The 13,085-nt window shown below is 36.0% G+C and carries 7 protein-coding genes, 2 tRNA genes and 3 rRNA genes; 8 read left to right on the plus strand and 4 right to left on the minus strand.

Annotated elements, in window-relative coordinates; genetic code table 11:
- Window positions 1-321: 321 nt before the first annotated feature.
- The 5 genes from ACULEV_RS05925 to rrf all read left to right on the plus strand — a co-directional run bounded on the left by ACULEV_RS05925 (window position 322) and on the right by rrf (window position 5,410).
- Window positions 322-1,839 (plus strand): 16S ribosomal RNA (locus tag ACULEV_RS05925).
- Window positions 1,840-1,921: 82 nt separating this feature from the next.
- Window positions 1,922-1,995 (plus strand) — tRNA-Ile (locus ACULEV_RS05930).
- An 81-nt stretch (window positions 1,996-2,076) separates the two neighbouring features.
- Window positions 2,077-2,150, plus strand: a tRNA-Ala gene (locus ACULEV_RS05935).
- A gap of 115 nt (window positions 2,151-2,265) precedes the next feature.
- Window positions 2,266-5,137 (plus strand): 23S ribosomal RNA (locus ACULEV_RS05940).
- Window positions 5,138-5,300: 163 nt separating this feature from the next.
- A 5S ribosomal RNA gene (rrf, locus tag ACULEV_RS05945) occupies window positions 5,301-5,410 on the plus strand.
- Together the 16S, 23S and 5S rRNA genes with 2 tRNA genes alongside form the textbook arrangement of a ribosomal RNA operon.
- A 637-nt stretch (window positions 5,411-6,047) precedes the next feature.
- On the opposite strand, the gene ACULEV_RS05950 is transcribed toward rrf, so the two are convergent.
- The 3 genes from ACULEV_RS05950 to ACULEV_RS05960 are packed head-to-tail and all read right to left on the minus strand — an operon-like array spanning window position 6,048 to window position 8,079.
- Window positions 6,048-6,926, minus strand: coding sequence for a TraB/GumN family protein (locus tag ACULEV_RS05950; RefSeq protein WP_445457751.1), 879 nt, complete (start codon window positions 6,924-6,926; stop codon window positions 6,048-6,050).
- A gap of 12 nt (window positions 6,927-6,938) precedes the next feature.
- Window positions 6,939-7,580 (minus strand): hypothetical protein, encoded by a 642-nt coding sequence (locus ACULEV_RS05955; protein ID WP_445457752.1) that lies wholly within the window; start codon window positions 7,578-7,580, stop codon window positions 6,939-6,941.
- Between the two features lie 4 nt (window positions 7,581-7,584).
- Window positions 7,585-8,079 (minus strand): RNA polymerase sigma factor, encoded by a 495-nt coding sequence (locus tag ACULEV_RS05960; protein WP_445457753.1) that lies wholly within the window; start codon window positions 8,077-8,079, stop codon window positions 7,585-7,587.
- Between the two features lie 266 nt (window positions 8,080-8,345).
- On the opposite strand from ACULEV_RS05960, the gene ACULEV_RS05965 reads away from it, so the two are divergent.
- Window positions 8,346-9,650: an NAD(P)/FAD-dependent oxidoreductase gene (locus ACULEV_RS05965; RefSeq protein WP_445457754.1), complete on the plus strand. Its 1,305-nt coding sequence runs from the start codon at window positions 8,346-8,348 to the stop codon at window positions 9,648-9,650.
- 32 nt (window positions 9,651-9,682) lie between these two features.
- Entirely contained in the window at window positions 9,683-10,240 is a 558-nt protein-coding gene (locus ACULEV_RS05970) for a hypothetical protein (protein WP_445457755.1), read from the plus strand.
- Between the two features lie 4 nt (window positions 10,241-10,244).
- Here the strand turns inward: ACULEV_RS05970 and ACULEV_RS05975 are convergent, their stop codons facing one another.
- Window positions 10,245-11,312 carry a DUF3810 domain-containing protein gene (locus tag ACULEV_RS05975; RefSeq protein WP_445457756.1) on the minus strand — a complete coding sequence of 356 codons (1,068 nt, stop codon included), beginning with the start codon at window positions 11,310-11,312 and terminating at the stop codon, window positions 10,245-10,247.
- 99 nt (window positions 11,313-11,411) lie between these two features.
- Between ACULEV_RS05975 and ACULEV_RS05980 the strand changes: the two genes are divergently transcribed.
- Window positions 11,412-12,878: an aminoacyl-histidine dipeptidase gene (locus ACULEV_RS05980; protein ID WP_445457757.1), complete on the plus strand. Its 1,467-nt coding sequence runs from the start codon at window positions 11,412-11,414 to the stop codon at window positions 12,876-12,878.
- The last annotated feature ends 207 nt before the right edge of the window (window positions 12,879-13,085 follow it).

A 13,085-nucleotide genomic window follows, 5' to 3' on the forward strand; every position in this document is an offset into this window, starting at 1 on the left:
GAAAAAATTTCTCAAAAAAAGTTTGTCAGAATCAAATAAAGGATTTACCTTTGCGACCCGCAAATAGGGCAACGTTCATAAAATATATTGAGGTTTAGTGATTGCGAAAAAAAGATTAAAAATTTTTTCAAAAAAGCTTGCCAGATAAAAAAGAAGTTGTACTTTTGCACCCGCTTTGAGAAACAAGCGAAACATAAGAAGACACGTTCATAGACATATTGGATTGACAGCACGATTTAAATCTTCGGATTTAGATTGTAAAATTTAAGAGAGTAAAGCAAATAGAATTAAAGTTGGCTTATCGTACAAAATTAAAAATATACGATGAAGAGTTTGATCCTGGCTCAGGATGAACGCTAGCGGCAGGCCTAACACATGCAAGTCGAGGGGTAGGAGTTGCTTGCAACTTTGAGACCGGCGCACGGGTGCGTAACGCGTATGCAATCTACCTTGTACAGAGGGATAGCCCAGAGAAATTTGGATTAATACCTCATGGTATTATGAAATGGCATCATTTTATAATTAAAGTTCCAACGGTACAAGATGAGCATGCGTCCCATTAGTTAGTTGGTAAGGTAACGGCTTACCAAGACAATGATGGGTAGGGGTCCTGAGAGGGAGATCCCCCACACTGGTACTGAGACACGGACCAGACTCCTACGGGAGGCAGCAGTGAGGAATATTGGACAATGGGCGCAAGCCTGATCCAGCCATGCCGCGTGCAGGAAGACGGCCCTATGGGTTGTAAACTGCTTTTATACAGGAAGAAACATCTCTACGTGTAGAGACTTGACGGTACTGTAGGAATAAGGATCGGCTAACTCCGTGCCAGCAGCCGCGGTAATACGGAGGATCCAAGCGTTATCCGGAATCATTGGGTTTAAAGGGTCCGTAGGCGGCCTTATAAGTCAGTGGTGAAATCTCCTAGCTCAACTAGGAAACTGCCATTGATACTGTAGGGCTTGAATTTTTGTGAAGTAACTAGAATATGTAGTGTAGCGGTGAAATGCTTAGATATTACATGGAATACCAATTGCGAAGGCAGGTTACTAACAAACGATTGACGCTGATGGACGAAAGCGTGGGTAGCGAACAGGATTAGATACCCTGGTAGTCCACGCCGTAAACGATGGATACTAGCTGTTCGATTTTCGGATTGAGTGGCTAAGCGAAAGTGATAAGTATCCCACCTGGGGAGTACGCACGCAAGTGTGAAACTCAAAGGAATTGACGGGGGCCCGCACAAGCGGTGGAGCATGTGGTTTAATTCGATGATACGCGAGGAACCTTACCAGGGCTTAAATGGGAGACGACAGATTTGGAAACAGATTTTTCTTCGGACGTCTTTCAAGGTGCTGCATGGTTGTCGTCAGCTCGTGCCGTGAGGTGTCAGGTTAAGTCCTATAACGAGCGCAACCCCTGTCGTTAGTTGCCAGCGAGTGATGTCGGGAACTCTAACGAGACTGCCGGTGCAAACCGCGAGGAAGGTGGGGATGACGTCAAATCATCACGGCCCTTACGTCCTGGGCCACACACGTGCTACAATGGCCGGTACAGAGGGCAGCTACCTAGTGATAGGATGCGAATCTTTAAAACCGGTCTCAGTTCGGATCGGAGTCTGCAACTCGACTCCGTGAAGCTGGAATCGCTAGTAATCGGATATCAGCCATGATCCGGTGAATACGTTCCCGGGCCTTGTACACACCGCCCGTCAAGCCATGGAAGCTGGGGGTGCCTGAAGTCGGTGACCGTAAGGAGCTGCCTAGGGTAAAACTAGTAACTAGGGCTAAGTCGTAACAAGGTAGCCGTACCGGAAGGTGCGGCTGGAACACCTCCTTTCTAGAGAAAGATAAGGATAATTTTAAGATATTTGATTTTACTCTCGCTGTTAGTTCAAGATTTAAAGAAGCTAAAAATACAGAGTCTCGTAGCTCAGCTGGTTAGAGTACTACACTGATAATGTAGGGGTCGGCAGTTCGAGTCTGCCCGGGACTACTTATTTTAAGTTTTAAAGGAAATTCTAGAAGTTGGGATTCACAATTCATCATTCTGAATTCATAATTCTGAATTTAAATTGGGGGATTAGCTCAGCTGGCTAGAGCGCCTGCCTTGCACGCAGGAGGTCATCGGTTCGACTCCGATATTCTCCACGATTCGCTAGAAGCGAAAGAAGTTCATTGACATATTGAGAAAAGAAAATTAAAAATATAATAGAAAGCACAAATTTTGGGCAGTCTACGCAAGTGGATTGTTTATAAAAAAGTACAATAAGCAAAATAAGGGCGTATGGGGAATGCCTAGGCTCTCAGAGGCGATGAAGGACGTGATAAGCTGCGAAAAGCTACGGGGATTGGCACACACGAATTGATCCGTAGATATCCGAATGGGGCAACCCACTATGTTGAAGACATAGTACCCGATAGGGGGCAAACCCGCTGAACTGAAACATCTAAGTAGGCGGAGGAGAAGAAAACAAAAGTGATTCCGTAAGTAGTGGCGAGCGAACGCGGATTAGCCCAAACCAAAGTTGTTACGGCAATTTTGGGGTTGTAGGACTGCGATATTCTATGCGGATAGAATTAGAATAACCTGGAAAGGTTAACCAAAGAGGGTGATAGTCCCGTATAGGTAATAGAAGATATAGATAGCAGTATCCTGAGTAGCGCGGGGCACGTGAAACCCTGTGTGAATCTGGCGGGACCATCCGCTAAGGCTAAATACTCCTGAGAGACCGATAGTGAACCAGTACCGTGAGGGAAAGGTGAAAAGAACCGTGAATAACGGAGTGAAATAGATCCTGAAACCATACGCTTACAAGCGGTCGGAGCCCTTTCGTGGGGTGACGGCGTGCCTTTTGCATAATGAGCCTACGAGTTACCGTTGCTGGCAAGGATAAGTACTTCAGGTATGGATCCGTAGCGAAAGCGAGTCTGAATAGGGCGCTATAGTCAGTAATGGTAGACGCGAAACCGTGTGATCTACCCATGGGCAGGATGAAGCTTTGTTAACCCAAAGTGGAGGTCCGAACCCGTTGACGTTGAAAAGTCTTGGGATGACCTGTGGGTAGGGGTGAAAGGCCAATCAAACTCGGAAATAGCTCGTACTCCCCGAAATGCATTTAGGTGCAGCGCTGAATTAGTTATATAGAGGTAGAGCTACTGATTGGATGCGGGGGTTTCACCACCTACCAATTCCTGACAAACTCCGAATGCTATATAATGATGCTCAGCAGTGAGGGCATGGGTGCTAAGGTCCATGTCCGAGAGGGAAAGAACCCAGACCATCAGCTAAGGTCCCCAAATGTATACTAAGTTGAAAAAACGCGGTTTGTCTGCATAGACAGCTAGGATGTTGGCTTGGAAGCAGCCATTCATTTAAAGAGTGCGTAACAGCTCACTAGTCGAGCGGACGAGCATGGATAATAATCGGGCATAAGTATACTACCGAAGCTATGGACTCTAAGGAGTGGTAGGGGAGCATTCTAAACTGGGTTGAAGGTGATATGTGAGTATTGCTGGACTGTTTAGAAAAGAAAATGTAGGCATAAGTAACGATAATGCGGGCGAGAAACCCGCACACCGAAAAACTAAGGTTTCCTCAGCTATGCTAATCAGCTGAGGGTTAGTCGGGTCCTAAGGCGAATCCGAAAGGAACAGTCGATGGCCAACGGGTTAATATTCCCGTACTACTTATAGTTGTGATGGAATGACGGAGTGATGAAAGCACCGCGAACTGACGGAATAGTTCGTTGAAGTACCTAACTATATTCTCTATAGGCAAATCCGTAGAGAATGGTGAAATACGATAGTACTCGGAGTCTTCGGACAAAGGGATAGTGTGCCTAAGGGCTTCCAAGAAAAGTTTCTAAACTTAGATTATAAGTACCCGTACCGTAAACCGACACAGGTAGTTGAGGAGAGAATCCTAAGGTGCTCGAGAGATTCATGGCTAAGGAATTAGGCAAAATAGACCTGTAACTTCGGGAGAAAGGTCGCCCCGAGCAATCGGGGCCGCAGTGAAAAGGTCCAGGCGACTGTTTATCAAAAACACAGGGCTCTGCAAAATCGTAAGATGAAGTATAGGGCCTGACACCTGCCCGGTGCTGGAAGGTTAAGAGGAGATGTTATCTTCGGAGAAGCATTGAATTGAAGCCCCAGTAAACGGCGGCCGTAACTATAACGGTCCTAAGGTAGCGAAATTCCTTGTCGGGTAAGTTCCGACCTGCACGAATGGTGTAACGATCTGGACACTGTCTCAGCCATGAGCTCGGTGAAATTGTAGTATCGGTGAAGATGCCGATTACCCGCAGTGGGACGAAAAGACCCTGTGCACCTTTACTATAGCTTAATATTGACCTTGGACACGTGATGTGTAGGATAGGTGGGAGACTATGAAGTGGCGTCGCTAGGCGTTGTGGAGTCATTGTTGAAATACCACCCTTTGCTTGTCTGAGGCCTAACCCCGCGATTGTGGGGGACATTGTTTGGTGGGTAGTTTGACTGGGGTGGTCGCCTCCAAAAGAGTAACGGAGGCTTCTAAAGGTTCCCTCAGCACGCTTGGTAACCGTGCGTAGAGTGCAATGGTATAAGGGAGCTTGACTGAGAGACATACAGGTCGATCAGGTACGAAAGTAGAGCATAGTGATCCGGTGGTTCCGCATGGAAGGGCCATCGCTCAAAGGATAAAAGGTACGCCGGGGATAACAGGCTGATCTCCCCCAAGAGCTCATATCGACGGGGGGGTTTGGCACCTCGATGTCGGCTCGTCACATCCTGGGGCTGGAGAAGGTCCCAAGGGTTGGGCTGTTCGCCCATTAAAGTGGCACGCGAGCTGGGTTCAGAACGTCGTGAGACAGTTCGGTCTCTATCTACTGTGGGCGTTAGAAATTTGAGTGGATCTGATTCTAGTACGAGAGGACCGAATTGGACAAACCTCTGGTGTATCTGTTGTTCCGCCAGGAGCACTGCAGAGTAGCTACGTTTGGAAGGGATAAGCGCTGAAAGCATATAAGCGCGAAACCCACCACAAGATGAGATTTCTTTTAAGGGTCCTAGAAGATGACTAGGTTGATAGGCTATAGATGTAAAGGCAGTAATGTCATAGTCGAGTAGTACTAATAACCCGTAAGCTTATGTACGTCATCCCGAGTCGCAAGACTCGGGAAGAAACTTTCTATATTAATTATTTTCTTGTCTCAGTATGTTAAGATATTTGCAACGAAGTTGCAGTCTTAAAGACGAAAGTCCAAAGTTAAAAAGGAAACTTTAGACTTTATGACAATCGACTTTAGACTTAAAACTTAAGGTGATTATTGCGTCGGGGCTCACCTCTTCCCATTCCGAACAGAGAAGTTAAGCCCGACTGCGCAGATGGTACTGCAATCTTGTGGGAGAGTATGTCGTCGCCTTTCTTTTAAAAACCCTCATCATTTAATTGATGAGGGTTTTTTGTTTTAATATTAATGTTGTCTTGCCCTAAATTGGAAGTACAAAAACTATATTATTCTAAAGAGGAAAAGTAATTTTGGAATTAAATAAATGAGAGATAGAATCTTTATTTAAGTTGTTTTTTTGCTCCAGAAAAAACAAGTGTGAATTGTATGATTTAAAGGATTACGTTATAATTAAGATTATTTAGATTGTTTTTACTTATCTTTTTTTATTTATATTTGTATTATGCAGTGTTTTATAGATGTTATTTTACCATTAGTTAAATACTTAATCTACTTTTGTTTGATTTTGATGATTGTTGATGTTTTTTATTAGTATTTTGAGATAATGAAATTACTTCCTATATAATAGCTACAATTTAAATCAGTATTTTTTGCATTATTATTACAAATATTATCGTTTTTCAGGAACGATAACGATACTCATTTTGACCTTGTTTTTTTGTTGAGTAGCAATTGGCATATTATAGCACTATAAATAAAAAAGTGATTGAAAATAGAATACTCTATTGAACAATCACTTTTTTTTTTAAAATCTTCAAAATATATTATAAAGGTAATATATTTTTATTCTTTTAAAATATTTGTTTTTATAATGCTATTTTACAGCTTCTACTTTATATCCTTTTGTTCGAAGTAATTTAATAACACCATTATCTCCTGCTAAATGAGCTGCACCAACAGCAAATAAAGTAGGTTTTTCTTTTGTTACTTTTTCAATTGTGGGAATCCAATTTTTATTTCTTTCTGTCAATAAATCGTCTGTATATTCTACAAACATTTTATTTTCTGATTCTAGACTTAATTCTAGCATCTTTTCAATATTTTCACTTTTATAAATGGATAACATTTTATTCATTTCTTCTTTATCCTTTACCATATTGTTTTTAGCAGTTTTTAAAATCTCTTCAACTTGAATTTTATATGGTATTTTGTCAAAAATTATTAATTGTGACTCTATAGTTTCTAATCCTAATACTTCTTCGTTTTGTTCAGTTGCAATCTTCATTAATTCCATATCAACTGCTTTCATTGGGCAATCTAATAATTTTGGTAAATACATTGAACTAATCATAAATGGCTTGAATGTATCTATTGTTTTTAATGAAAAACCAACATTCTCTTTCAAAAAAATATCTATTATTTTGGATTCTTCTTCTGAAACTAATGAACTAATTGTAACTCCATTTTCCATCATCATTTTGTTCATCATTGCAGCTTGTAGATTTGGGTCATCCATATCAATTTCTAAATATAATTGATTGGTTTGCTCAAATGCTTTTAAAACATTTTCATTAATATTAGTTTCACAAACTGCATGCATCGTACCATAAAGGAATGAAGGTTTCTCAATTCCATTTCCTGAAATTTTCCATAATAAGCTATTTTCAAGCTTTTGCGCATTGGCAATATAGCTAACAATAAAAACAGCAAATACAACGGAAAATTTTACAAAATTTACAATAATTCTTATCATGATGTGAATAATTTAAAGATCTAATTTTTCTAATTCCTTGTAGTTTTTATTTAATCGTTTTAATAATATGCCGTATAAAAGCTTATAAAATAGCCATATAATTCCAATAATTATTAGAACAGAAACGATATAAACAGTGAATAGGAGAATATAAAATAAATTTGGATTAATATTTTGAGTAGCCTTTTCAATGACAATATTTAAATTTGGATCATATTTAAACTGAAAAGTAAAGACTAATACAAACGATATAAATGACATTGCCAAATTATACCAAACATAATATTTGACTGTTTTTCTAGTTTTTATGATGGTTTGCATTAATTTTTTTACAGTTTCGGTAGTATTAATGTTTTTAAAATTTTTATAAAATAGAAAAATAAAATAAATCATAATTCCGTAATTTACAATTGTAATTATCGGTACTACTTTACTTAAATGATATATTTCAAGTGTTTTAAAATAATTTTCATCAGTTGTAAAAAAACTTAAACTAAGCCATAATAATATTTCCAAAATGCTAATAATCAAAATCCACTTCACAATTGAGGATGACCTTTTGTGTAGCATTTTATAAATATCGCTTTCGGTGAGTTGGCTAAAAGAATGTTCTCTTTTTTTCCAATCTTTTTTTAATATTTCTAATTCATCCATTCAATTACGGATTTAATATTTTTTTTAATTTTCCTTTTACTCTGTTCATCTTTACTCTTGCATTAACTTCACTAATACCCAAAGTCTCTGAAATTTCAGCATAATCCTTATCTTCTAAATACAGGAAAACTAATGCCTTTTCAATGTCATTCAGCTCACTTATTGCGCTGTATAATAATTTTAATTGTTCTTCTTCTTCATAATTGTAGTCTTCCTGCTTTACTTTATGAAAAGTGCTATCAAATTCTATAGTTGTGAGTGACTTTTTCTTTTTTCTGTATAAAGTAATAGCTGTATTTAGGCCTACACGATATGCCCAAGTCGTAAATTTAGAATCACCTCTAAACTTTGGAAATGCTTTCCATAATTGGATAGTAATTTCCTGAAATAGATCTTTATGAGCATCCTCATCAGTAGTATATAATCGACAAATTTTGTGGATTATATTCTGATTTTCCTGTAATTGTTTTACAAAATTTTCTTCCGAAGTTGGATTCATATTCTATAAGTAGCATCTTCCTGTTATTCGTTACAATTTTTTGATTTTAATTTTTGTAACATTTTCGAAAATTTCCTTTGGTGGTTTTATTTATGAGTAAAAATAAATAAAATTGCTTCAAAAAAAGATTACTATTCTAGGGTTAGAATTTCAACTTTAAAAACCAACCTCAATTTCATATTAGAAAACTAATATTATACAATATACAGTTTATAATATACATTAATTAATTACTATCTTTGAATTACAATTTAAGTACCTTAAAAATGAATATACCTCGTAGTAGTTTTCCGAGAATTGTTATTATCGGAGGAGGATTTGCAGGCATAGCGTTAGCTAAAAAATTAAGAAATAAAAAAGTTCAAGTTGTTTTATTAGATAAGCATAATTATCACAATTTCCAACCCTTAATGTATCAGGTAGCAACTGGTGGTCTCGAACCAGATTCTATTGCTTATCCAATTCGGAAAGTGGTTCAAGAGCATAATGATTTTTATTTTCGTTTGGCTGAAGTAAAGGAAATCGATTCTGTTAACAATAAAATTATTGCAGATATTGGTGAATTAAAGTATGATTATTTGGTTTTGGCTACTGGTTCAAAAACAAATTTTTTTGGAAACAAAGAGATGGAGCGTAATTGTATGGCAATGAAAACAATTCCGCAATCGTTAAACATTCGTAGTTTAATTTTAGAAAATTTTGAACAGGCACTTTTAACAAATGATATTGAAGAAAGACACAGTTTAATGAATTTTGTTTTAGTTGGTGGTGGACCAACAGGAGTGGAGCTTGCAGGAGCATTAGCAGAAATGAAAAAAGCTATTTTACCTAAGGATTATCCTGATTTGGATATTCGTAAAATGGAAATCAATTTAATACAAAGTAGTGATCGAATTTTAAATACAATGAGTGACAAAGCTTCTCTAAGAGCAGAGGAGTTTTTAATCAAATTAGGAGTAAGTGTTTGGAAAAATGTGCGTGTTACTGGTTATGATGGAAGAACAGTGACTACTAATTCCGATTTATCTTTTGATAGTGCTACAGTGATTTGGACAGCTGGTGTCCAAGGTGCATTAGTTAACGGATTAGATGCTAATGCCTTAATTGCAAGAGTTAATAGAATAAAAGTGAATTCATATAATCAAGTGGAAGGATATAAGAATATTTTTGCTATTGGTGATATTGCTTCCATGTCACTTGAAGAGTATCCAGATGGACATCCTATGATGGCTCAACCTGCGATACAACAAGGAAAGCATTTAGCAGAAAATTTAGTTCGATTATTATATAAAAAGGAAATGAAGCCTTTTGCATACAAAGATAAAGGTTCTATGGCAACTATTGGTCGTAATAAAGCGGTTGTAGATTTACCCAATTATCATTTTAGTGGTGTTTTTGCTTGGTTCGTATGGATGTTTGTACATTTGTTTTCTTTAATAGGTTTTAAGAATAAAGCCGTTGTATTTTTAAATTGGGTTTACAATTACATTCGTTTTGATAGGGAAGCACGCTTAATCATTAGACCTTATAAAAAGAAGCAAGCGGTTAGTTTTACTAGTGATGAGATTTAGTTTTTAACTTCTTCATAATATAATATATTTAGATGATTAGAAAATTTGTTTTTAGTTTTTGTATCTTACTTTTAATATCTATTTTAGTTTTTACAAGTATTTATAATTATTTATTTACTTCTTGTCCAGAAATGAACTCAGAATACTTCGCTTGGTTTCCATACAAGGAAGGAGATATTTTAATTTTTGAATCTCAAAAAAATAAAGAAATTAAACTAGAAGTTTCTTTTCTTGAATTAGTTCATACAAATGCATATATGAATTTTGTAAAGTGCGGACATTGTGAAGATAGTGAGCATATAATTTTTAGAAATGAGAAAGACACTTTAGATATTACAATGAACAATTTAGATAATCCCAAAAGCTACTTTGGTTATCAACTTAATTTGGTTTCAAATTCAAAATTTGTGAATCATATCCAAAAAGATTCTACAATAAATAATAAAAATAAAGAAGTTATATCTAGTGATAGCTATTTATTTATTAAGTCCAGAGGATTAGTTAATTATAAAATGAATAATACTGTTTATTATTTTAAAAAGATTATTAGGAAGAATCTAAAAAAACAAAATATAAAAGGTGGTTGTTAAAAAATCACTCTCCACTAATCACTACTTCCTCATACCCAATCATCAACCCTACAAACTTACTATAACTTTCTAAACCATCTTTTTGTTGATTTAACTTTAAGAAATTATCGTAAAAATATTCAAAAAAAGTATTAATGGGTGTGTGATAATAGTTCCAAAAAGCTTCATTTTCATCAAAATTTTTAAGTACTCCTTTGTTTAATTTGTCTAAATAGGGTTTGCTTTTCCCTTCTTCAATTTTCTCTAAATTGCCTAAACAATAGCGTGTAATAAAATTATATGCCGAATATTGAAAATAAATATCCTCATTCTTAATCGCAGCTATAAAGCCAATGAAATTGCATTCACTTTCGCTTCCTATTCCTGTTTGGTGTGCCATTTCATGGCAAGTGGTCATTGGACAATTATATTTAGGCTTTAAAATATTCACTTGAGCTTCATTGGTAAACGGATTTAAATAACCACCAAACCCCATGTAACTTAATGGATAACTTAATAAAGAGGCTTTTATGCTTTTGTTTTTGTATTGGAATTCTTGTAAATTTTCAGGTAAGTTTTGATAACCTTTTAAAGCTAAATTAAAAATCTCTTTTTCAGTGTAAGGAATTTTAACAGCTAAAGAGTTATTTCCAGTAATCTGTTCTTGTAAATCATTGGTTTTGGCAATCATCTTTTCAGTAAATATTTCTAATTGTACCAATGTATATTCTTTTCTAATGGCTAATTTTTCATTTAAAGGAACTCGATAATAATTCATTCCCCAAAGAAAATTAAAGCAGAAATAAAATACAGAAAACCAACTCAAAATGCTCAATCCATTCGCTTTCCAATTTTTGAAAAATCCTTTTCTGTGTTTCCAAATCCATTGTAGTAGAAAAAATATTAGAATAAAATAGACAATATCTCCAATAGAAAAAGGAATCCAACCGAATAGTTTTCGAGAAACAAAAGCAATTTTTGGATATAAACCCTTTGAATACCATTTTTCGATAAATTCTGGAAATAATGCCAAAGTTTTTACAATGACAATTTGTAAGAGTAATAATAAGGGTAAAATGTGTTTTCTGTTCAAAGCTCAATTTTAAAACGTAAATATAATTAGAAATCATTTAGTAAAGAATTTAAACTTTGTAACTTTGACACTTTAAAACTTTTGAAACTATAAAATAGAATGAGCCAAGAAGTAAGAAACCTTGAACCAAAAGCACTTTGGAACAAATTTGCCGATTTAAATGCTGTACCACGTCCGTCTAAAAAAGAAGAACGTGTGATTGCTTTTATGAATGATTTTGCTAAAAAATTAGGTTTAGCTGTTGTTAATGATGAAGTAGGAAATGTTATTATAAAAAAACCTGCAACATCTGGAATGGAAAATAGAAAAACTATAGTCATGCAATCGCATTTGGATATGGTACACCAAAAAAACAACGATACTGTTTTTGATTTTGACACACAAGGTATCGAAATGTATGTTGATGGTGATTGGGTTCGTGCAAAAGGAACTACATTAGGAGCTGATAACGGATTGGGTGTTGCCACTATAATGGCAATCTTAGAAAGTACAGATATTCCACATCCTGCTATTGAAGCTTTGTTTACCATTGATGAAGAAACAGGAATGACAGGAGCAATGGGTTTACAAGGAGGAATGCTTGAGGGTCAAATTTTATTAAATTTAGACACAGAAGAAGATGACGAAATCGATATTGGTTGTGCAGGAGGTGTTGATGTTACGGCTGTAGCCGAATATGACGAAGAAGACACACCAGAATTTGCTGTAGGATACACCATTACTGTAAAAGGATTAAATGGAGGTCATTCAGGAATGGATATTCATAGAGGTTTAGGAAATGCTAACAAGATTATGAACCGTTTGTTATTTGATGGTTTTGATGATTTTGGATTGCAAATTGCCTCAATCAAAGGAGGAAGTCTTCGTAACGCTATTCCAAGAGAAAGTGTAGCAGAAGTTATTATAGCAAATGTGTATGATGAAGCTTTTGTTTATGACATGCAAGCTGTAATTAATGAAATTAAAGCCGAATTAAAGACTACCGAACCAAATCTTCAAATTGTAATTGAAAAATCGGAAGTTACTCCTAAAAAAGTAATGCCACCTATGGCTCAGTATTATTTGGTTCGTGCTTTGTACACAGCACATAATGGAGTGTATCGCATGAGTGCCGATTTTGATAATTTGGTTGAAACCTCTAATAATATTGCAAAAGTTATCGTTGGAGAAGGAAAACTAAGTATTCAATGTTTAACACGTTCGTCTGTGGAAACGGCTAAATTTGATTTAGCAAATGCATTACGTTCTGCATTTGAATTAATGGGTTGCGAAGTTGAATTTTCTGGAAGTTATCCTGGTTGGACACCAAATGCTAATTCAGAAATTTTAGATGTTTTAAGTTCTATTTACGAAAAGCAAAACGGTAAAAAAGCAGATGTTGTAGCTTGTCACGCTGGATTAGAATGTGGAATCTTAGGAACCAATTATCCTGATATGGATATGATTTCTTTTGGACCAACAATCAAAGGTGCTCACAGTCCAGATGAAAGAGCAAGTATTTCTTCGGCTCAAAAGTATTGGAAATTTGTGCTGGAGATTTTGGAGAATATTCCTGAGAGAAAATAGAACAAAGAATATAGAAAATAGAGAACCTCGTTTATCATAAACGAGGTTTTTTATTGAGATTTTGAAAGTAATGTGAGGAATTTTAAACTTTCTTTGGAAAGAATCGCTTTTAAATCTTTAATGTCATCCTCATGAGTGTTTTTTTGTAAATTTTCTAGTAAAGCGTTTAGTAAAATTGTTATTCCAGTTGCATCATATTGACCTACA

It is taken from the genome of Flavobacterium sp. HNIBRBA15423 (assembly GCF_052655965.1).